The 17,823-nt window shown below is 76.8% G+C and carries 17 protein-coding genes; 7 read left to right on the top strand and 10 right to left on the bottom strand.

The window, feature by feature from the left end:
* Window positions 1-204 precede the first annotated feature (204 nt).
* The 3 genes from ACZ462_RS24765 to ACZ462_RS24755 all read left to right on the top strand — a co-directional run bounded on the left by ACZ462_RS24765 (window position 205) and on the right by ACZ462_RS24755 (window position 3,331).
* On the top strand, window positions 205-1,224 hold the full coding sequence (locus ACZ462_RS24765; protein ID WP_467808382.1) for an SDR family NAD(P)-dependent oxidoreductase: 1,020 nt from the start codon (window positions 205-207) through the stop codon (window positions 1,222-1,224).
* A gap of 72 nt (window positions 1,225-1,296) precedes the next feature.
* Window positions 1,297-1,743: an SRPBCC domain-containing protein gene (locus ACZ462_RS24760; RefSeq protein ID WP_467808383.1), complete on the top strand. Its 447-nt coding sequence runs from the start codon at window positions 1,297-1,299 to the stop codon at window positions 1,741-1,743.
* Window positions 1,736-3,331, top strand: coding sequence for a phytoene desaturase family protein (locus tag ACZ462_RS24755; protein ID WP_467808384.1), 1,596 nt, complete (start codon window positions 1,736-1,738; stop codon window positions 3,329-3,331). Before ACZ462_RS24760 ends, ACZ462_RS24755 begins: the two co-directional genes overlap by 8 nt.
* A gap of 15 nt (window positions 3,332-3,346) precedes the next feature.
* Here the strand turns inward: ACZ462_RS24755 and ACZ462_RS24750 are convergent, their stop codons facing one another.
* On the bottom strand, window positions 3,347-4,897 hold the full coding sequence (locus tag ACZ462_RS24750) for an FAD-dependent oxidoreductase (protein ID WP_467808386.1): 1,551 nt from the start codon (window positions 4,895-4,897) through the stop codon (window positions 3,347-3,349).
* Window positions 4,898-4,987: 90 nt separating this feature from the next.
* On the opposite strand from ACZ462_RS24750, the gene ACZ462_RS24745 reads away from it, so the two are divergent.
* Window positions 4,988-6,397 (top strand): M20/M25/M40 family metallo-hydrolase, encoded by a 1,410-nt coding sequence (locus tag ACZ462_RS24745; RefSeq protein WP_467808387.1) that lies wholly within the window; start codon window positions 4,988-4,990, stop codon window positions 6,395-6,397.
* Window positions 6,398-6,546: 149 nt separating this feature from the next.
* On the opposite strand, the gene ACZ462_RS24740 is transcribed toward ACZ462_RS24745, so the two are convergent.
* Window positions 6,547-7,815, bottom strand: coding sequence for a preATP grasp domain-containing protein (locus tag ACZ462_RS24740; RefSeq protein WP_467808388.1), 1,269 nt, complete (start codon window positions 7,813-7,815; stop codon window positions 6,547-6,549).
* A 298-nt stretch (window positions 7,816-8,113) separates the two neighbouring features.
* Between ACZ462_RS24740 and ACZ462_RS24735 the strand changes: the two genes are divergently transcribed.
* Window positions 8,114-8,725 (top strand): 2'-5' RNA ligase family protein, encoded by a 612-nt coding sequence (locus ACZ462_RS24735; RefSeq protein WP_467808389.1) that lies wholly within the window; start codon window positions 8,114-8,116, stop codon window positions 8,723-8,725.
* A 12-nt stretch (window positions 8,726-8,737) separates the two neighbouring features.
* Here the strand turns inward: ACZ462_RS24735 and ACZ462_RS24730 are convergent, their stop codons facing one another.
* Window positions 8,738-9,310 carry a GNAT family N-acetyltransferase gene (locus tag ACZ462_RS24730; protein WP_467808390.1) on the bottom strand — a complete coding sequence of 191 codons (573 nt, stop codon included), beginning with the start codon at window positions 9,308-9,310 and terminating at the stop codon, window positions 8,738-8,740.
* Window positions 9,311-9,417: 107 nt separating this feature from the next.
* On the opposite strand from ACZ462_RS24730, the gene ACZ462_RS24725 reads away from it, so the two are divergent.
* Window positions 9,418-10,089, top strand: a complete 672-nt coding sequence (locus tag ACZ462_RS24725; protein ID WP_467808391.1) for a lipoprotein — start codon at window positions 9,418-9,420, stop codon at window positions 10,087-10,089.
* Between the two features lie 62 nt (window positions 10,090-10,151).
* Here the strand turns inward: ACZ462_RS24725 and ACZ462_RS24720 are convergent, their stop codons facing one another.
* From ACZ462_RS24720 to ACZ462_RS24705, 4 genes are all read right to left on the bottom strand, one after another.
* On the bottom strand, window positions 10,152-10,562 hold the full coding sequence (locus ACZ462_RS24720) for a DUF7144 family membrane protein (protein WP_467808392.1): 411 nt from the start codon (window positions 10,560-10,562) through the stop codon (window positions 10,152-10,154).
* Between the two features lie 89 nt (window positions 10,563-10,651).
* Window positions 10,652-11,404, bottom strand: coding sequence for a ribonuclease BN (locus ACZ462_RS24715; RefSeq protein ID WP_467808393.1), 753 nt, complete (start codon window positions 11,402-11,404; stop codon window positions 10,652-10,654).
* Between the two features lie 32 nt (window positions 11,405-11,436).
* Entirely contained in the window at window positions 11,437-12,804 is a 1,368-nt protein-coding gene (locus ACZ462_RS24710; RefSeq protein WP_467808395.1) for a hypothetical protein, read from the bottom strand.
* A 158-nt stretch (window positions 12,805-12,962) separates the two neighbouring features.
* The gene (locus tag ACZ462_RS24705) at window positions 12,963-14,543 is read right to left on the bottom strand and encodes an MFS transporter (protein ID WP_467808396.1); all 1,581 of its coding nucleotides are present in this window, start codon (window positions 14,541-14,543) and stop codon (window positions 12,963-12,965) included.
* 288 nt (window positions 14,544-14,831) lie between these two features.
* Here ACZ462_RS24705 and ACZ462_RS24700 point away from each other — a divergent pair, with 288 nt between their 5' ends.
* Entirely contained in the window at window positions 14,832-15,059 is a 228-nt protein-coding gene (locus ACZ462_RS24700; RefSeq protein WP_467808397.1) for a hypothetical protein, read from the top strand.
* Between the two features lie 14 nt (window positions 15,060-15,073).
* Here ACZ462_RS24700 and ACZ462_RS24695 read toward each other — a convergent pair whose 3' ends face one another.
* Genes ACZ462_RS24695 through ACZ462_RS24685 form a run of 3 tightly spaced genes read right to left on the bottom strand, consistent with a single transcriptional unit; the run spans window position 15,074 to window position 17,803 of the window.
* A complete protein-coding gene (locus tag ACZ462_RS24695) occupies window positions 15,074-15,724 on the bottom strand; it encodes a response regulator transcription factor (RefSeq protein WP_125541021.1) in 651 nt (216 codons plus the stop codon).
* Window positions 15,688-16,983 carry a sensor histidine kinase gene (locus ACZ462_RS24690; protein ID WP_467808399.1) on the bottom strand — a complete coding sequence of 432 codons (1,296 nt, stop codon included), beginning with the start codon at window positions 16,981-16,983 and terminating at the stop codon, window positions 15,688-15,690. The genes ACZ462_RS24695 and ACZ462_RS24690 overlap by 37 nt, the downstream gene beginning before the upstream one ends.
* Window positions 16,970-17,803 carry a CPBP family intramembrane glutamic endopeptidase gene (locus tag ACZ462_RS24685; RefSeq protein WP_467808401.1) on the bottom strand — a complete coding sequence of 278 codons (834 nt, stop codon included), beginning with the start codon at window positions 17,801-17,803 and terminating at the stop codon, window positions 16,970-16,972. The genes ACZ462_RS24690 and ACZ462_RS24685 overlap by 14 nt, the downstream gene beginning before the upstream one ends.
* Between the last annotated feature and the right edge of the window lie 20 nt (window positions 17,804-17,823).

Raw genomic sequence — 17,823 nt, 5'->3', positions numbered from 1 at the left:
CCTGCCGTCGGACCCACTTCTCCGCGCACGGGCGCAGCGGATGCACCCCGCTCCGGCCGGGCCCCCGCGGCAGCCGGGCACCCACGCGCACGGCACTTGTACCGCGCCGACCCGCTGCCGCGGCGCACGCCACGCGGTGGGGATGGCCATCGGCGGGCCGGGCAGGCGCCGGGCGTCGGAGCCGGTGTGCCGGAGGTGGTGCAGATGGGTGGAAGAGCGTCCCTGCGGGGGCGGGTCGTCGTCGTCACCGGGGCCTCCAGCGGGATCGGCCGGGCCACCGCGCTGGCCTGCGCCCGCCGCGGGGCGTGCACCGTGCTGGCCGCCCGCAGCGCCGCGCAGCTGGAGGAGGCCGCCGAGTCGTGCCGCCGTCGAGGCGGTCCCTCACTCGCCGTGCCCACCGATGTCACCGACGAGCGGGCCGTCGCCGGCCTCGCCCGGGCCGCCGTCGACCGGTTCGGGCGGATCGACGTGTGGGTCAACGCCGCCGCGGTCGGGATCCTGGGGCGCTTCGACCAGGTACCGGTGGACGAGGTGCGCCGGCTGCTCGACGTGAACACCGTCGGCGCCCTGAACGGCGCCCGCGCGGCCGTCCCCGTCATGCGCCGCCAGGGCGGCGGCGTCCTCGTCGACGTCGCCTCCCTCCTCGGCGCGTCCGTCGCGGCCCCGTACATGGGCGCCTACGCCATGTCGAAGGCCGCGCTGGCCACCTTCGACGACGTGCTGCGCCGCGAGCTGGCCCTGCGGGGCGACCGCCGGATCTCCGTCTGTACCGTCCTGCCGACCGGCGTCGACACCCCGTTCTTCCTGAGCGCCGCCAACCACAGCGGCCGAGCCCTCCGCTCCCTGCCGCCGCTCGCCACCCCCGAGCGCGTCGCGCGCGCGGTCGTGCGCGCGGCGCGCAGGCCGCGCGACCGGGTGCTGGTGGGCCCGTACGCCCGCTCGATGGCCGCCGCCCACGCGCTCGCGCCCGGCCTGCTGCGGCGGGGCATCGCCCGGCGCACCGACCGGGCCTACCTGCCGCGCGGCAGGCCGCGGCTCCCGCAGCCCGGGAACCTGCACACGCCGACCGGTGCCCGCGCCGCCCTGCACGGCGGTCGCCACGGCGGCGCCCGCACCGCCGCACGCCGGGCGGCCGCGGCCGCCGCCGCGGTGCTGGCCGTACGCGCCGCCCTGTGCGGCCGCCGCACCCCGTTGCCGGGACGGGCCCCCGCGACGGCGCGGTGAGCGCGCGGCCGTGTGGGCCCGCCGCCGCAGGGTAGGCGCGCCCCGCCACCCGCCTTCAGGAAGGGGAGAGCCATGGCAGTCCAGCACCGGCTGGTGCAGTGCCCGCCCGACCGCGTCTGGGACGTCCTGTGCGACGGCGACCGGTACGCGGAGTGGGTCGTCGGCACGTACGACTCCCGGCAGGAGGACGACCGCTGGCCGCAGGAGGGATCCGCCCTCCGCTACCGGCTGAGGATCGGCCCGTGGGACTACGACGGCCGCACCATCGTCCGCATCCACGAGCCGCCCCGCCGCCTCGAACTGGAGGCCAAGGCGGGCCGATACGCCAGCGCCCGGATCGCCATCGAACTGGTGCCGTGGGGCGAGGAGACCCTCGTCGTCCTCGACGAGCACCCGCTGCGCGGCAGGGGGTGGACCTTCCACCACGCGGCCATCGACGCCGTCTCCCAGCTCCGCCACCGCAGCATGCTCGCCCGCCTGGCCCGCACCTGCGAGGAACGGGCCGGCGCCCATGCCTGACCCCGACGCGGTCGTCATCGGCGCCGGCCCCAACGGGCTCGTCGCAGCCAACCTCCTCGCCGACGCCGGCTGGCGGGTCGTCGTCTGCGAGGCCGGTCCCGAACCGGGCGGCGCCGTCCGCAGCGACCGCGGCCTGGACCCCGCCTACGTCCACGACCTCTTCAGCGCCTTCTACCCGCTCGCCGCCGCCTCCCCGGTCATCCGCCGCCTGCACCTGGAACGCCACGGGCTGCGCTGGAGCCGCGCCCCCGCCGCCGTCGCCCACCCTCTCACCGACGGCCGGTGCGCCGTCCTCGGCGGCCGGGTGGAGGAGACGGCGGCCTCCCTGGAGCGCTTCGCCCCCGGCGACGGGGCCGCCTGGGAACGCATGTACGCGATGTGGGACCTGGTCCGGGACGACCTCCTCGACTGCCTCTTCACCCCCTTCCCCCCGGCCCGCGCCGGCCTCCGCCTCGCCGCCCGCCTCCGCTACACCCGGGCCCTGCACCTGGCGCGCACCATGCTGCTGCCCGCCCGCCGGTTCGGCGAGGAGGAGTTCGACGGCGACGGAGGCCGCCTCCTCATCGCCGGGAACGCCCTGCACGCCGACCTCGGCCCCGAATCGGCCCTCGGCGGCGGCTTCGGCTGGCTGATGTGCATGCTCGGCCAGACGTACGGGTTCCCGGTGCCGCAAGGCGGCGCGCAGGCCCTCACCGGCGCCCTGGTCGGCAGGCTGGCGGCCCGCGGCGGCGTCCTGCACTGCGGCCGGCCCGTCACCGAGGTCCTCGTGCGCGGCGGGCGGGCCGCCGCCGTCCGCACGGCCGACGGCACCTGCATCCCGGCCCGGCGGGCCGTCCTCGCGGACGTCCCCGCCCCCCTCCTGTACGAGCGGCTGCTGGCCCCCGAGCACGTCCCCGACCGGGTCCGGGCCGCGCTGCGGCGCTTCCAGTGGGACTTCGCCACCGTCAAGGTCGACTGGGCGCTGTCACGGCCGATCCCCTGGCGGACGGAGGGCCCGGCCTCCGCCGGAACCGTGCACCTGGCCGACGGCCTCGACGAGCTGACCCTGTGGTCCGCGCAGATCGCCATGCACCGCGTGCCGAGCGACCCGTTCACCGTCCTCGGCCAGATGACGACCGCGGACGCCGGCCGCTCGCCCGCGGGCACGGAGTCGGCGTGGGCCTACACGCACGTCCCCCAGTCGGTCACCGCCGACGCGGGCGGCGACGGCATCACCGGCCGGTGGGACGAGCGGGAGAAGGAGGCGTTCGCCCGGCGGCTGGAGGACCAGGTGGAGCGCTGCGCTCCCGGCTTCCGGGACACCGTCCGCAGCCGCCGGATCCTCGCCCCGCCCGACCTGGAGCGGCTGAACCCCGCCCTCGTCGGCGGCTCGGTCAACCAGGGCACGACCAGCCTGCACCAGCAACTGGTATTCCGGCCGCTGCCCGGCACCGGGCGCCCCACCACCCCCGTCCGCGGCCTGTACCTGGCCTCGGCGACCGCGCACCCGGGCGGCGGCGTGCACGGCGCCCCCGGCGCCAACGCGGCCCGCACCGCCCTGCACACGCTCCGCCCGCTGCGCGCACCCCGCCGCCGCCCCCGCGCCTGACGGCGGGGGCGGGCGTCACAGGGTGTCGGGGTCCTTCCGCTCCAGGGGCTCCAGCGCGGGCCCCTGGAGCACCGTCCCGTCGACCGCGAAGCGGGAGCCGTGGCAGGGGCACTCCCAGGTCCGCTCCGCGTTGTTGAACCCGACCAGGCAGCCCATGTGGGTGCACACCGCCGACACGGCGTGCAGCCGGCCGTCGGCGTCCCGGTGGACGGCGTACGGCCGGCCGCCGGAGCGGACGACGGTGCCCTCGCCGGGCTCCAGCTCGGCGACGGGGCCGCGGGTGCCCTCGCCGAGGCTGCGCAGCCGGTCCTGCACCAGATGCCGGCCCACCTCCCACTGCGCCTTCAGGTAGGCGGGCGCCTCGCGGACCACCGGGCCGATCCGGCCGGGGTCGTAGAGCTCCGCCCACGGCTCGGGCGCGCCGGCGACGATCGAGGCGATGAGCCGGCCGGCGAGGACGCCGCCGGTCATGCCCCAGCCGCCGAAGCCGGTGGCCACGTACACCCGCTCGCCCGCGGCGGGCAGCGGACCGATCAGCGGCACGGTGTCGGTCGGCGTGTTGTCCTGCGCCGCCCACCGGTGGGTGACCTCGAGGCCGGGGAAGCGGTCCGCGGCCCAGGCGGCCAGCCGCCGGTAGCGCTCGCCGACATCCGTCTCCGAGCCCGGGGTGAAGGCCTCGCCGGTGACGATGAGCAGCCGCTCGCCGTTCCGGCCGTACGGGGCCGTCCGCACGGAGCGGGTGCCGCCCTCCCGGGTGATGTACATGCCCTGGGGGTCCGCCGCGGCGGGCACCACGCCCGCGACGACGAGGTCGCGGTGCTGGTCGAGCCGGGTGGCCAGCAGCGCGTGGTCGAACAGCGGGTGGTGCGCGGCGACGACGACGGCGTCGGCCGTGACGGTCGCCCCGGACTCGGTGGTCAGGTGGTGCGGCGTCCCCCTGCCGAGCCCCGTGACCCGGGAGTTCTCGAAGATGCGGCCGCCGTGCGCGGCCAGGTCCTCGGCCAGCCCCCGCAGGTAGGCGAGCGGGTGGAACTGTGCCTGCCCGTCGGCCCGTACCGCCCCGGCGACCGGATACGGCAGCCCGGTCTCCGTCACGAACGACACGTCGAGGCCGGCCGCGCGCGCCGCGTCCGCCTCGGCCCGCAGCTCCTCCACACCCTCCTCTTCCGTGCAGTAGGTGTACGCGGCACGGTCCTCGAGGGAGCAGTCGATGCCCAGCGCGGCGGCCGTCTCCCGGACGTGCGCCAGGGCGGCGCTGTGGGACCGCGCGTACAGGGCCGCGGCCTCCTCGCCGCGGCTGTCCCGCAGCTTCCCGTAGACCGACGGGTGCAGGGCGGTGAGCTTGCCGGTGGTGTGCCCCGTCACCCCGCCCGCGGTCCGCAGCGCCTCCAGCACCACCACGCGGTGCCCGGCGCGGGCCAGCTCCCAGGCCGTGCTCAGCCCGGCGATGCCGCTGCCGACGACGGCCACGTCCGTCTCCACCCTCCCTTCGAGGGCGGGGCGCGCAGGCGGAGGCGCGGTCTGCGTCCAGTACGAGGCCCATTCCGGAGCGGAGTCAGCGTTCATGCGCGGCGGCTGCCCCGGAACGGCCGCCGCAATCACGCCCGCAGCAGCCGGCCGGGGTTGCACCCGGCGGCGGGCGGGCAGCCGCCGGCCATGAGCACCACGGGACCTGCGGACGCGGCGGGCCCCGGCCGGGCCGGGGACGGCCCGCCGGGGCCGGCGGACCTGGAGGCCCTCGCCGCCTGGGTGGCTGTACCGTCCGTGTCGTCGGACCCCGGCCGGGCCGGCGATGTACGGCGGTCCGCCCGCTTCCTCGCCGAGGAGATGCGCCGGACCGGCGTCGGCCGGGCGGAGGTGTGGGAGACGCCCGGCCTGCCCGCCGTCTTCGGGCACTGGCCCGCCGCCGACCCGCGGGCTCCCCGGCTGCTGGTCTACAGCCACCACGACGTCCACGCCGCCGACCCCGGCGAGTGGCGGACCACGCGGCCGTTCACTCCGCTGCTGCGCGACGGACGCCTCCACGGTCGGGGCGCATCCGACGCGAAGGGGCAGGTCATGGCCCACCTGTGGGCGCTGCGCGCGCACACCGCCGGCCGGTCCGCCCCCGCCGTGTCCGTCGCCTACCTGGTGGAGGGCGAGGAGGAGACAGGCTCCGGGCACATGGCCGACCTGCTGTCCGAGCACGCCGACGACCTCGCCGCCGACGTCGTCATGGTCTCCGACACCATGCTGTGGTCCCTGTCCGTGCCGGCGGTATGCGCCGCCGTCCGCGGCTCGGTCACCGCGACCCTCACCGTCCGCGGCGCCAACCGCGACCTGCACAGCGGCGCGGTGTCCGGCGCCGCCGCCAACGCGGCCGTGGAGCTGTGCCGCCTGCTCGCCCAGCTGCGGGACGACTCCGGCCGGGTCGCCCTGCCCGGCTTCCTCGACGACGTCGCCGCTCCCGGCCCCGCCCTGCGCGCCTCCCTGGACGCCCTGCCCTTCGACCCCGGCGACTGGCTCGCCCGCACCGGCACCTTCACCGCCGACGGCGAGGACGGGTTCGCCGTGCCCGAGCGCCTGTGGACCCGGCCCGCCTTCGAGGTGGCCCGCCTCACGGCCGGCCGCACCGACACCCCGGCGCTCGGCCTCATCCCCGCCGAGGCCTCCGCCGACCTGCTGTTCCGGCTCGTCCCCGACCAGCGCGCCGACCGGGTCGAGGAACTGCTCCGCGGCTGGCTGGCCGACCGGCGGCGGCCCGGCTTCCGCTACGACCTGGAGATCGCCGGCACCGACTCCGACCCCTACCGGACCCCCGAGGACCATCCGGCGCTCGCCGCCCTCGACCGGGCCGTCGGCCGGGCGTACGGCGCCCCCGCCCTCCGCGTCGGCAACGGCGGCGCCGCCCCCGCCGCCCAGCTCGCGCGCGCCTGCGACGCCCCCGTGCTCTTCTTCGGGACCGGACTGCCCGGGGACGGCTGGCACGGCCGCGACGAGTACGCCGACACGGGCGCGCTCCGGCTCGGCGTCCGGGCGCTGGCCGCGTTCCTCGACGAACTGCCGTCCGCGCTGCGCCGCCCCTGAAGCCGGACCGGCCCCCACGGGCCTGTCCTGCGGACACGGCCGGGGCCGCGGCGTCCGGCACGGCAACCCCGCCGGCGCCTTGCGATGCACCGCACCAGAGGCCGCGGCCCGGCCGACCCTGCTCCCCCCGGACAGACTTGGCCGACCCGTCATCCCGCGGGCTCCCACGCGGCGTGCAGCCGCTCCTCGTACCGCAGCGCCCCGGCGAGATCCGCCGCGAGCACCGCGTAGCGCCAGACGGCGCCCTCCGCCGGCGCCCCCGCGTACAGCACGACGCCCTCGCAGCGCGCGGGATCGTAGGCCAGCCCCTCCGCGTGCAGCCGCGCCACCGCCGCGCCGAAGCGGAGGCCGGGCTCCGCCCGGGCCCGGCCCGTCGCCCAGGCCCGCTGCCCGCACCCGGCGGCCGCGGCGAGGCGGGCCGCCATCGCGTGGGGTGTCGTCGTCGCCGTGCGGCGGACGTTGCTCTCCCCGGCGTACGGGACGCCGTCCGCCGACACCATCGCGTCCAGGCCGAACGGCCCCGCGTACCCCCGCTCCGCCAGGTACCGGCCCAGCGCCCCGCCCCACTCCTCCAGCACCGCCCGCAGGCCGCCGTGCGCCTCCGGCAGCGGCGCCGCATAGCCCGCGAAGGCGCCCTTCGCGGTGCGCATCTCGCCCGTGAACAGGGCGCGCGGCCCGTCCGGCCCCGTCTCCATCTGGACGCTCACCGAGCGGACCGCGTCGATCCGCTCCTCGACCACCCACAGCCCCCGCTCCCCGCCGACCGCTGCCAGGCCGCGCGCGGCCCACGGCCCGGCCGCCGCCGACAGGAACAGCAGGCCGTGGCCGCCGGCCGACCGGTCGGGTTTGACCACCACCTCCCCGTGCGCCCGCAGCATCTCCGCCACCGCCGCGGCCACCCCGGCGCGCGGGCACACCCGGCCGTCCGGCAGCCGCATCCCCAGCGCGCGGCCCGCCTCACGGAACCCGGCCTTCGTGTTGAGCAGCCTCGTCACCCCGACCGCCGCCTCGCCGGCGTCAGCCGTCGCGTACGGGTGGACGGGCACCCCGAGGCCGCGCGCCAGGGCCACCGCGGACGCGTCCAGCGCGGTCGGCAGGACCGCCGCCGCAGGCCGAGCCCCCACGGCTGCGCGGACCGCCGCGACCGCCGGATGCGGCCCGGGCCCCGCGGCCGCCGCCCCGAAGGCACCCGGATCGGCGATCACGGCGAGCGACGCCCGGGGCACCCGGGTCAGGGCACACGCGTACGCGAGGAACTCCTCGCCGATCCCCACCGGGGACACCAGCACGTCCCCGGGGTCCATCAGCCACACCTCGCGCGGGGCCTGCTCCGCCCAGGCGCGCAGCGCCTCGCCCTCGGCGAGGTCGACCGCGAGGTCCGAGACGAGGTTCGCGTAGTGCACCAGGGGGCCGGTCACCGTGTCCCGCCCCGGGGCGGCGGCATCACGGGTCCTGCGCCGGCGGAGCCGGGCTCGGCCATCCGGCGGGGTTCGAGGCCGATGCCGCTCGACGCGCCCGTGACCAGGGCGAGAGGCCTGGCGTCGGTCATCCGAAACACCCCCTTCTCCAGCCATGGGCCTGTCTGCTCCGCATGTGCCCCGGAACGCGGTGCCGATCCCCCCGGAGGCGGCCGCCTCCCGCGCGCACCCGGCCGGTGCGGGCGGGCCGGGCCCCGGGCAGGCTGCGGACCCGGCCGGCGCGGGCCATGATGGCGGCGTGCCCGTACCCCGGCGCCCCGTTCCGGCGGCCGCGCCCGGCCGCCTCGCATCCGCGCCCACACCGCGCACCGCGGTGGCGTGGCTGCCCCCGGCCGCCCTGTGGCCCGCCATCCAGGCGATCCGCGCGGAGCACGACCCGCAGATCCGCCGCTGGCCGCCGCACGTGAACCTGCTCTTCGGCTTCGTCCCGGAGGAGGACTTCCCCGCCGCCCTGCCGCTGCTCGCCGCCGCGGCCGCCGCGTGCGAGCCGTTCGCCGCCCGGCTCGCCGGGGTCCGCTCCTTCCGGCACCGCTCCTCCTCCACCGTGTGGCTCGACCCCGCCGCGGCCGGCAGCACGCCCTGGACGCGCCTCCGGGCCGCGCTGGCCGAGCCCTTCCCCGCCTGCACGGACCGCTTCCCCCGCTTCACCCCGCACCTGTCCCTGGGCCGGACCCGCTCCCCGCAGCCGCTCGCCGCCGAGTGCGCCGCCCGGATCGGCGTGCTCCACGCCCGCGTGGACGAGGTCGCGGTGCTCTCCCGCCGCGGCGACGGGCCGATGCGGACGCGCGCCGTGATCGCCCTGGGCGCCGGCCCCGCGGAGGCCCGGCCAGGGGACCCGGACGGGCGGTGACCGGCCCCGCCGTCAGCGCAAATCGAACCGCATCAGCACGCGCGGATGCCCGGCCAGGACGGAGGAGGTGTCCGCGCGGTACACGAACCCGGCGCGCTCGAAGTTCTTCCGCAGCCCGGGGTACGCCATCGTCAGATCGACCTTGGCGTCGCCGCTGTCAAGGGGATACGCCTCGACGGCCGGCGCGCCCTGCGCACGGGCGAACTCCGCCGCGCCCGCGATCAGGGCGTGCGAGACGCCCTGCCCGCGGTGCCCGGGCCGCACGCGGATGCACCACAGGGACCACACCGGCAGCTCGTCCACGCGCGGGATGGTGCGGCTCCGCGCGAAGGCGGTGTCCGAGCGCGGCGCCACGGCGGCCCACCCCACCGGGACCTCGCCGTCGTAGGCGAGCACCCCCGGCGGCGGCCCCTTCCGGCACAGCTCGGCGACGTACTCGCCGCGGGCAGGACCGCGGAGCCCGTTGTTCACCTTGGACGGGACCCGGTAGCTCAGGCACCAGCAGACGTTGGCATCGGGCGACTTCGGTCCGAGCAGCGCCCGCACGTCCTCGAACACGGACGCGGGACGGACATCGATGGCCATGCCCCCACCTTGCCACGCCGGCGGACCCGCTCCGAACTCCGCGCCCGGGGCTGTTACGTTGGCGCTCCGGACGACCGTTCGGGGCTCACGGCGGGGGAGTGCGGGCAGTGCGAGGCGCAAGGGTGAAGGCGGTCGGGGCGGCCGTCCTGCTGGCGGGGTTGGCGGCCTGCGGGCCGGCGGAACCGGAGGGCGCCGCCGGCGCGGGGGCTTCGGAGGCCTCGGCGGCGGGGACGCCCGCCCCGAGCGCGGGCGCCGGCTCCGCGGCCCCGCCGGCGGGGTCCGTCGGAGCGGCCGGCAGCCCGTGCACGCTGCCCGTCGCCTTCGACCTGGCGCGGGACTGGAAGCCGAAGGCCGTCACGCACGCGGACGACGAGGAGTTCGCCGCCCTGTTCCGCCAGGGCGGCACCACCCTGGCCTGCGAGATCGACGCCAAGCCCGCCGGGCACCTCGGGTTCCTGCGTGTCTGGGTCGCCGATGCGCCCGCGGCGGCCGGCGATGCCCGCCGCGTGCTGGAGGCCTTCATGGCCGGGGAGAGGGCCAAGGGCGCACCCGCCTACGCCGACCTGCGGGCCGGCACCGGGGGCGGCGCGCTGCCTGCGGTGGAGGCCGCCTACGAGACGGCACCGCTGGACGAGCCGAAGAAGGAGCGCGCCCTGGCGGTGGTCACCCCCGGCGGCAGGGCCGTGGTGCTCCAGCTGGGCGGCCTCGACACCGCGGAGCACGACGCGATGCTGCCCGCCTACCGGCAGGCCCTCCGGACGCTCCGGCCGACCGGCTGACCTGCGCGCGCCGCGCCCACCGCGCCGGCCCCACCGCGACCTCGCGGCCCGGGCCCCCGGGGTCACGGGGTGTCCGGGGTCCTCACCACGCACAGGGCCCAGATGACGGCGCAGTACATGGCGATCGCCACGAGCGACCACAGCGGGTAGTACGGCAGGGACAGGAAGTTGACGATGACCAGGATGCCCGCCAGCGCAACGCCGCCGATCCGCGCCCACCGCGACGGCTTCATCAGGCCGAGGCCGATGGCGACCGCGAGGAGGCCGAAGACGAGGTGCAGCCACCCCCAGGCCGTCAGGTCGAACTTGAACATGTAGTTGGGCGTGCTGACGAACACGTCGTTGCGGGCGATGGCCATCAGGCCGCGGAAGAAGTCGAGGATGCCGAAGACGATCAGCATCACGGATGCGAAGACGACCAGACCGCTCGCGAAGGGGTGGTACCCCTCCCGGCCCGTCTGCGTGGTTGTCATGGGTTCCACTCCGATCGTGGGCGTTCCCCGAGACCGGCACCCGCGACGGGCGCCGGATCCGACTGTGCGGCACGGACGGCCCGGCCGGATCACCCGCGGGAGGTGAGCCGCGCGTACCAGGCGGACGTACCGGCCCACTGCCCGAGGGCCAGCCCGGCCACGGCCACCACGAACGCCGCGATCAGCCAGGTCAGCAGCGTGAAGACCGGGCCGAGCATGCCGAACTCGGCATACCCGCGCCTCATCGCGACCGGCATGAGGACCCCCGACGCGTACGCGAAGAGCACCATTGCGGACCCGGTGAGCAGCGCGCCCGGCAGCAGCGGGATCCAGCCGATCCGCGCGCACAGCATCAGGTGCTGCGTCCACCACCACAGCAGGACGGACACCAGCAGCGACAGCAGGAAGCCCGGCGCCGGACCCAGGCCGAATCCGCGGCGCAGCGGCGCCTGCACGAACAGCACCACCAGCCACACCGCGAGCCAGGCCACCCACCGCCACGCCACGCTGAGGATGCTCGCCCTGGGCAGGTGCCAGCACCGCTCGCACACGGCCTGCAGGGCCCGGCTCACCGCGGTCGCCGACAGCATCGCCACGACGATCCCGACGGCTCCCGACGCGTCGCGCACCGCACCGCTCGCGTTGTACGCGGTGCGCACCTCCTGCAGGGTGTCCCCGCTGATGCCGAGCACCGCGCTCAGCGAATCGGACATCAGCTCCTTCAGCGGCGGCGGCGCGAACGCCGCCACCACGAGGAGGAGGGGGATCGCGGCGAGGAAGGTCTGGGCGGCCAGCCGGAACGCGCTGTCCAGGGGGTTCACCTCCAGGAGGCGGCCGGTCAACTGCCGCAGCCGGGCTCGGGCCGCGGGCAGCCTCATCCCGGGCGCAGGCCGGGCCCGTGCCCCGCCCCGTCCCCGTCCCTGCCGCGGTGCGCGTCACCCGTGGCCGCCGCGAGGATGCCGAGGATGACGAGGAGGAGGACGACGATGCCGAACACGAGGGCCACCACTCCCGGTGTGGGGTAGTTCCACAGCAGCAGCGCGACCGCGCCCCCGGCGATGACCAGGCCGGTCGTCCACGCGCGGTGCTCCTGGAGCCAGTGGCCCGTGGAGCCGGTGCGCATCCCCAGGCGTTCGAGGCCGCGGCCGGCCGCGCCGGTGGACCGGACGCCGGCCCTGCGCACGAGCCGGGCGCCGCGTCCGGGCCCGTACAGGTAGGCGGCCAGCGCCGTCACCACCGACAGGACCAGGAGTGTGCGCGTGCTCAGCCGCAGGAAGCGTACGAACGTGTCGTACACGGCGGCCGCGGCGTCCGGCGGAAGGGTCGCCGGAGGGACCGAGTCGAGGTAGATCCGCCGGGCCATGGCCAGGGCGACGAGCAGCAGGAGCATCATCACGAACAGCCCGATGGCGGTCGCCATCAGCCACACCCGGTGCGCGGGAGCGGCCCACACGCCCAGGGCGGCCAGTACCAGTACGGCGATGGGCAGCCACACGCCGAGGGTGTTCAGCAGCCGCATCGCGTCCTGGGCCTCGTTGAGCTTGTCGACCTGGAGCAGCGGCACCTGCTTGTTCACCTCGGGGATGGCGGAGGCCTTCTCGAAACCGGAGTCGACCAGGCGCTGCTTGAGCTCGTCGGTCAGCGTGCCGATGTCCAGCACGATCGTGTCGCCGCTGGCCTGGACGGCGCTCGACCCCTCACCGGTCAGCACCTTCTCCACCGCGGCCTGGGCACGCCGGTTGGCATCCGTCCACACCGTCTCGAACTGGTCGCTGGTGACGACCTTGGACACCACGGTGCGGACCGCGGAGGTCAGGGCGCTCTTCAGCGGTCCTTCCAGCGCCTCGGCCTTCTCCACGACCAGGGGCGGGGCGTCGGCCTGCTGGAGGGCCCGCTGGAGCGCCTCGGTGACGGCCTTGACGTCGACGTTCGCGACCACCGCCGCGGTCAGCTTGTCGGTCACCGCGTTCTGCACGGCGGGGTCCTCCGCGAGCGGGGCGACCGTCTGCACGTACCGGTCCTGGTCGGAGATGGTGTTGTGCAGCCAGGCCGCGATGACCGCGACCGGCGACAGGAGCAGCGCCAGCAGGAGCAGGACCGTGGCGCCGGTGTAGCGCAGGCGCCGGTGGCGCACCGCGGCGGACTTCCGCAGCCGTTCGTACTCCGCGCGCTCCTGCGCGGTCAGCGGGCGTTCCGCGGCGGGGGTCCCGCGCTCGCCGGGGCCCGGTGCGGTGGGGTCCATGCTTCCTCCTCACTGCCGCCCGGCGCGCCGGCGTTCACGGCCGCAGGCCCGGCGGCGGGCCGGTCGGACCTCCACCGTGCCCACCGCCAACCGCCGCCTGCCTCACCCGTCACAGGTGAAGCAGACGGCGGGGACGGCGCGGGCGGGCGCCGGGGACGTCAGGGCCCGGCCGGGGCCTTCTCCGGCCGGCCGGGCCGCTCCGCGGGCAGCCGGCGGCTGAAGGGCAGGCAGACCAGGGTGATGGCCCCGACGGCGAGGACCGCCGTCTTCAGCCCGCGCAGCTGCGCCTGCGCGTACGCGTCCACGTACGCGTCGGCCTCCGCCGCGGGCACCCCGGAGCCCTCCACCGCCGTACGCACCTGGTCGGTGGAGAGGAAGCCGACCCCGCGGTCGATCGCGATGCCGGTCTGCTCGCGCACGGCGTCGGAGATGGCCGGATTGTCCTCGATCTGCCGGACGAAGACGGTGGAGAGCGCGACGACGAGCACCGAGCCGATGAGGGCGGTGCCGAGCGAGGATCCCAGGTTCTGCGCGGTGTACTGCAGGCCGCCGGCCTCGCTGCGCCGGTCCTCCCCGACGCTCGACTGCACGACGTTGCCCAGCTGGGAGGCGAGCAGGCCCATCCCGACGCCGAGCAGGGCCATCGCGCCGGCGAAGGAGGCGTCGCCGAGCTCCGGCCGGATCGCCGCGAGCAGCCACACGATGGCGGCGAGCAGGACGGCGAGGGCGGCCCTCACCACCGTGCGCGGGGCGGCCACCCGGCCCAGCAGCGGGCCGCTCATCGCGGAGAGGAACATCATGACGGACACGGGCAGCAGCCGCAGGCCCGTCTCGAAGGCGTTGAGCCCCTGCACGATCTGCAGGTACAGCGGGATGACGAAGAACAGGCCGAGCAGGATGAGGTTCTGGCCCAGCAGCATCGTGAGCCCCGCCCGCAGCGGCGGGACGCCGAAGAGGGAGAAGTCGACGAGCGCGTCCCGGCCGCGGGACTCGCGCCGCCGCTCCCAGATCCGGAACAGCCACAGCAGGACGCCGCCGGCGGTGACGACGAAGAGGGTGGGGGAGAAGCCGAAGACGGTGAACGGCGCGTCGCGCGGCTCCAGCCACCCCCACGTCCCGCTCTGCAGGATGCCGAGCACCACCCCGCCCAGCCCGAGCGCGGACAGGACCGCGCCCGCCCCGTCGAGGCGGGGCGGCCGGGCGGGCCGCGGCGGCTCCCCCACCCACCGCACCACGCACAGCAGCGCCGCCACGATCACGACCTCGCAGGCGAAGACGACGCGCCAGGTCAGATACGTCGTCACCCAGCCGCCCAGCAGCGGCCCGACCGCGATGCCCGCCCCGGCCAGCCCCCCGATCACCCCGTACGCCACGGCCCGGTCCCGGCCCTGGTAGGCGCCGGCGACGAGGGCCGCCAGAGCCGGGAGGACCAGGGCGGCCCCCAGGCCCTCGACGACCGACCAGCCGATCGTCAGGACCCACAGCTCCGGCGAGACCGCCGTGATGGCCGAGCCCACCCCGTAGACGCACAGCCCCACGGTGAAGGCGCGGCGGCGGCCCACCATGTCGCCGATCTTCCCGCCCGTGATCATCCACGCCGCCATCACCAGCGTGTACAGGGTGATCACGGCCTGGATGGCGGTGACGTCGGTGTCGAAGTCCTCCACCAGCGCACTGATGGATACGTTCATGACCGAGGTGTCCAGGACCATGAGGAACTGCGCGGTACCGAGCACCATCAGAGCCCGCCATCGCCGCACTGCACACCTCCTGGCCCGGGGTCACCCCGGGAGCGTGACGGTCACCACCTGCCCACACCGTACGGACAGCCCGGGCGCGGCCCGCGCATTTGCCGACGCATGTCACCCGTCTCCACCCGCGGCCGGGCCGGCGCCACCGGACGGCAGCACGCGGGGGCGGGTCCGCCGGAGGCACCGCCGAGGCCCGGATCCCGCGTACCGGCCGCCGCGGGCCGGGCCGGGCGATACCGTAAGGGGGCCAGCCAGTTGAACTCCCAGGAGCTCCCGATGAGCGAACAGCCGGCCCCCGCCGCCCGGCAGCAGCTGGACCCCGCGGCCGCCGACGCGGTGCGCGCGTACGCCGCCCGCACCCGGGCCGGCGCCGACCGGTTCGCCGCCGCCCTGGAGGACATCGCCGCCAACGGGCTCCCCGCACCGGAGGACTGCACGCCCTGGGAGGACCTCCGCGAGGCCCACCTGGCCCGCCTGTCCGCCCAGCGGCCGGCCGTCGCCTGACGCGGCGGCGCGGCTCACCGCTTCAGATAGGCCAGCACCGCCAGCACCCGGCGGTTGTCGTCCGCCGACGGCCCGATGCCCAGCTTCGCGAAGATCCCCGCGGTGTGCTTGGCGACCGCGCTTTCGCTGATGTGCAGTCCGCTCGCTATCGCCGCGTTCGACCTGCCCGCCGCCATCAGCTCCAGGACGTCCCGCTCACGCCCCGTCAGGCCGTCGGTCGTCCCGCGGGCCTCCCCGCGCGACAGCAGCCGCGAGATCACCTGCGGGTCCATCACCGTGCCGCCCGCGGCGACCCGGCGCACGGCGTCGACGAACTGCGCGGTGTCGGTGACGCGGTCCTTCAGCAGGTACCCGACGGCACCCTCGCCGCCGGCCAGCAGCTCGTGCGCGTACAGCTGCTCCACGTACTGGGAGAGGACCAGGACGGGCAGGCCCGGCCGCCGGCGGCGCGCTTCGAGGGCCGCCTGGAGGCCCTCGTCGGTGAACGTCGGCGGCAGCCGCACGTCCACCACCGCCACGTCCGGGGCGGGGACCGTCTCGTCGAGCAGGACCTGCCGCAGGGCCGGGCCGTTGTCGACGGCGACGACCTCGCACCCGTGCTCCCGGAGGGTCCGGGTCAGCCCGTCCCTCAGGAGGAAGAGGTCTTCGGCGAGGACAACGCGCACGGTATCTCCAGCGTCACGGTGGTCGGTCCGCCCGGCGGGCTGTGCAGGGCGAGGGTTCCGTCGAAGGTATCCAACCGCCGCCGCAGCCCGGCCAGTCCGGTGCCCCGCGCCGGGTCGGCGCCGCCGCGGCCGTCGTCGGCCACGGCGATGCGGAGCAGGCCCGCCCCGTACGCGAGGGACACGCGCACCTCGCGGGCGCGGGCGTGCTTCGCCGCGTTCGCCAGGGCCTCGCTCACCGCGAAATAGGCCGCGGACTCGACGGGCGCGGGGAGCCGTCCCGGCAGCCCGCCCTCGACACGGACGTCGAGGAAGCTGTCGAGGGCGAGCGACCGGACGGCGTCGCCGAGGCCGCGGTCGGCGAGCACCGGCGGGTGGATGCCGTGCACCAGGTCCCGCAACTCCTGCAGGGCCCGCTCGGAGGTGCTCCGCACCTCCCGCAGCAGTTCGCGCGCTGCCGGCGGATCCGCCTCCAGCAGCCGGCCGGCCCGGTCCAGCGTCATGCCGAGCGCCACCAGCCGCGCCTGCGGTCCGTCGTGCAAATCGCGCTCGATACGCCGCAGTTCGGCGGCCAGCGTGTCGTGGGCGCGGCCGCGGCTGTCGGTCAGCTGCTCGATCCGCCGGGTGAGCCGGGTGCTGCGCGGCGCCGCGAGCAGCCTGCGGCCCAGCCGGGCGTGCAGGCGGAGGACGGCGGGCGCGGCGAGCAGCCCCGCCGCCGCGAACGCCAGCCCGAGCAGCAGGGCGGCGCCGGCGCCGGCGGTGCTGTGGACCGGTACGAACGCGTACCAGTTGCCCTCGCCCAGGCGCCGCCACACGAAGGGCTGGATCAGCGCGCCGAACGCCCCGTACTCGACGAGCGCGAGCGGGACGGCGACCAGGAGCCCGCCCGTTGCCGGCTCCAGCCAGGCCCATGCCAGGTCGCGCCAGAACCCCTCGTCCGCGAGGACGGCCCGCGCCGCCCGCCCGGGCGCGCCCGCCCTGCGCGGGTCGGGCGGCGGCGCGGGCAGCGGGTCCGGCGGGACGATCGCGGTGCCGGTCCAGGCGGCGGCCCGCGCGCGGGAGCGGTCGGACAGCCTCCGCAGGAGCCGTGCGGCCGGCGGCAGCAGCCGGAAGCCGACGCCCACCGGCAGCAGGAGCACGCCGAGCACGACCAGCGAGCCGGCCGCGGACACGGCGATGGCGTGCAGGCTCGCCAACTGGCAGCGGCCCAGGGCGCGGACGGCGCGGGCGAGGGAGGCGCGGGGTCGTCTATCGGACGTCATCGGTGATCACGGGGAGCGTAGCGGCTCCGGGCCCGGAGACGGCGGCCGGGGTGGAGGCCGCCTGCCCGCCCCGCCGGCCGGCGCCGCAGGCGGTCCACACGACCGCGGCGGCCAGGCAGGACAGCCCGAACAGCACCATCGGCAGGACCGCCCCGCCCTCCTCGTCCATGAGGAGCAGCATGCCGAGGTTGACGAGCGCGTGGAACCCGCCCGCGAGCAGCAGCCGCGAGGCACCGGCCCCTTCCAGGGCCCACCCCATCACGACGGACATGGCGACCGCCGCCAGCAGGAACGCCCCCGCGTACACCGGGTGCCGGGCGAAGACCTGGACGTGCCAGACGCCCCAGACGGCGCCCACCAGCACCGACGCCGTCAGCGCGCCGAACCGGCCGCGCAGCAGCGGCTGGAGCAGGCACCGCCACCCGATCTCCTCACCGCACGCGCCGACCAGCTGGGCGGCGGCGATCAGCGCGAACGGCGCCTCGGGCCGCACGGGGCCCGCGTTCCCGCCGAGCACCGCGTACGCGCCGGCACTCGCCGCGACGACCAGCGGCGCGGTCAGGAGCAGCAACCCCCCGGTCCGTCCGGCGCCTCGTCCCGGCCGGCGGGGCCGGTCGGCGCCCGCGAGCAGCGGGCGCACACGCCGCGGCCACAGCAGTGCGGCGGCCGCGACGCCCAGAGCCGGACCGAACTGGGTCAGCTGCACCACCCCGGCCGGCACGCCGGTCGCAGGCTGCACCGCGCCCAGCAGCCCGGCCCCGCAGAAGGCGACAAGAAGAAAACATGCGCCGATCCCGGCGTCCACACGTGTCATTCGCATGCCGCCGACGATCCCGTGCC

The organism is Streptomyces sp. NPDC031121, assembly GCF_055570615.1.
Note: the sequence above shows the minus strand (reverse complement) of the source record. Positions and strands in the feature narration are given on the sequence as shown.

Excerpts from the sequence above, each read along its gene's own strand:
- ACZ462_RS24765 (WP_467808382.1), top strand. The coding sequence starts at position 205 with ATGGGTGGAAGAGCGTCCCTGCGGGGGCGGGTCGTCGTCGTCACCGGG.
- ACZ462_RS24760 (WP_467808383.1), top strand. The coding sequence starts at position 1,297 with ATGGCAGTCCAGCACCGGCTGGTGCAGTGCCCGCCCGACCGCGTCTGG.
- ACZ462_RS24755 (WP_467808384.1), top strand. The coding sequence starts at position 1,736 with ATGCCTGACCCCGACGCGGTCGTCATCGGCGCCGGCCCCAACGGGCTC.
- ACZ462_RS24750 (WP_467808386.1), bottom strand. The coding sequence starts at position 4,897 with ATGAACGCTGACTCCGCTCCGGAATGGGCCTCGTACTGGACGCAGACC.
- ACZ462_RS24745 (WP_467808387.1), top strand. The coding sequence starts at position 4,988 with ATGAGCACCACGGGACCTGCGGACGCGGCGGGCCCCGGCCGGGCCGGG.
- ACZ462_RS24730 (WP_467808390.1), bottom strand. The coding sequence starts at position 9,310 with ATGGCCATCGATGTCCGTCCCGCGTCCGTGTTCGAGGACGTGCGGGCG.
- ACZ462_RS24720 (WP_467808392.1), bottom strand. The coding sequence starts at position 10,562 with ATGACAACCACGCAGACGGGCCGGGAGGGGTACCACCCCTTCGCGAGC.
- ACZ462_RS24710 (WP_467808395.1), bottom strand. The coding sequence starts at position 12,804 with ATGGACCCCACCGCACCGGGCCCCGGCGAGCGCGGGACCCCCGCCGCG.
- ACZ462_RS24705 (WP_467808396.1), bottom strand. The coding sequence starts at position 14,543 with ATGGTGCTCGGTACCGCGCAGTTCCTCATGGTCCTGGACACCTCGGTC.
- ACZ462_RS24700 (WP_467808397.1), top strand. The coding sequence starts at position 14,832 with ATGAGCGAACAGCCGGCCCCCGCCGCCCGGCAGCAGCTGGACCCCGCG.
- ACZ462_RS24690 (WP_467808399.1), bottom strand. The coding sequence starts at position 16,983 with ATGACGTCCGATAGACGACCCCGCGCCTCCCTCGCCCGCGCCGTCCGC.
- ACZ462_RS24685 (WP_467808401.1), bottom strand. The coding sequence starts at position 17,803 with ATGCGAATGACACGTGTGGACGCCGGGATCGGCGCATGTTTTCTTCTT.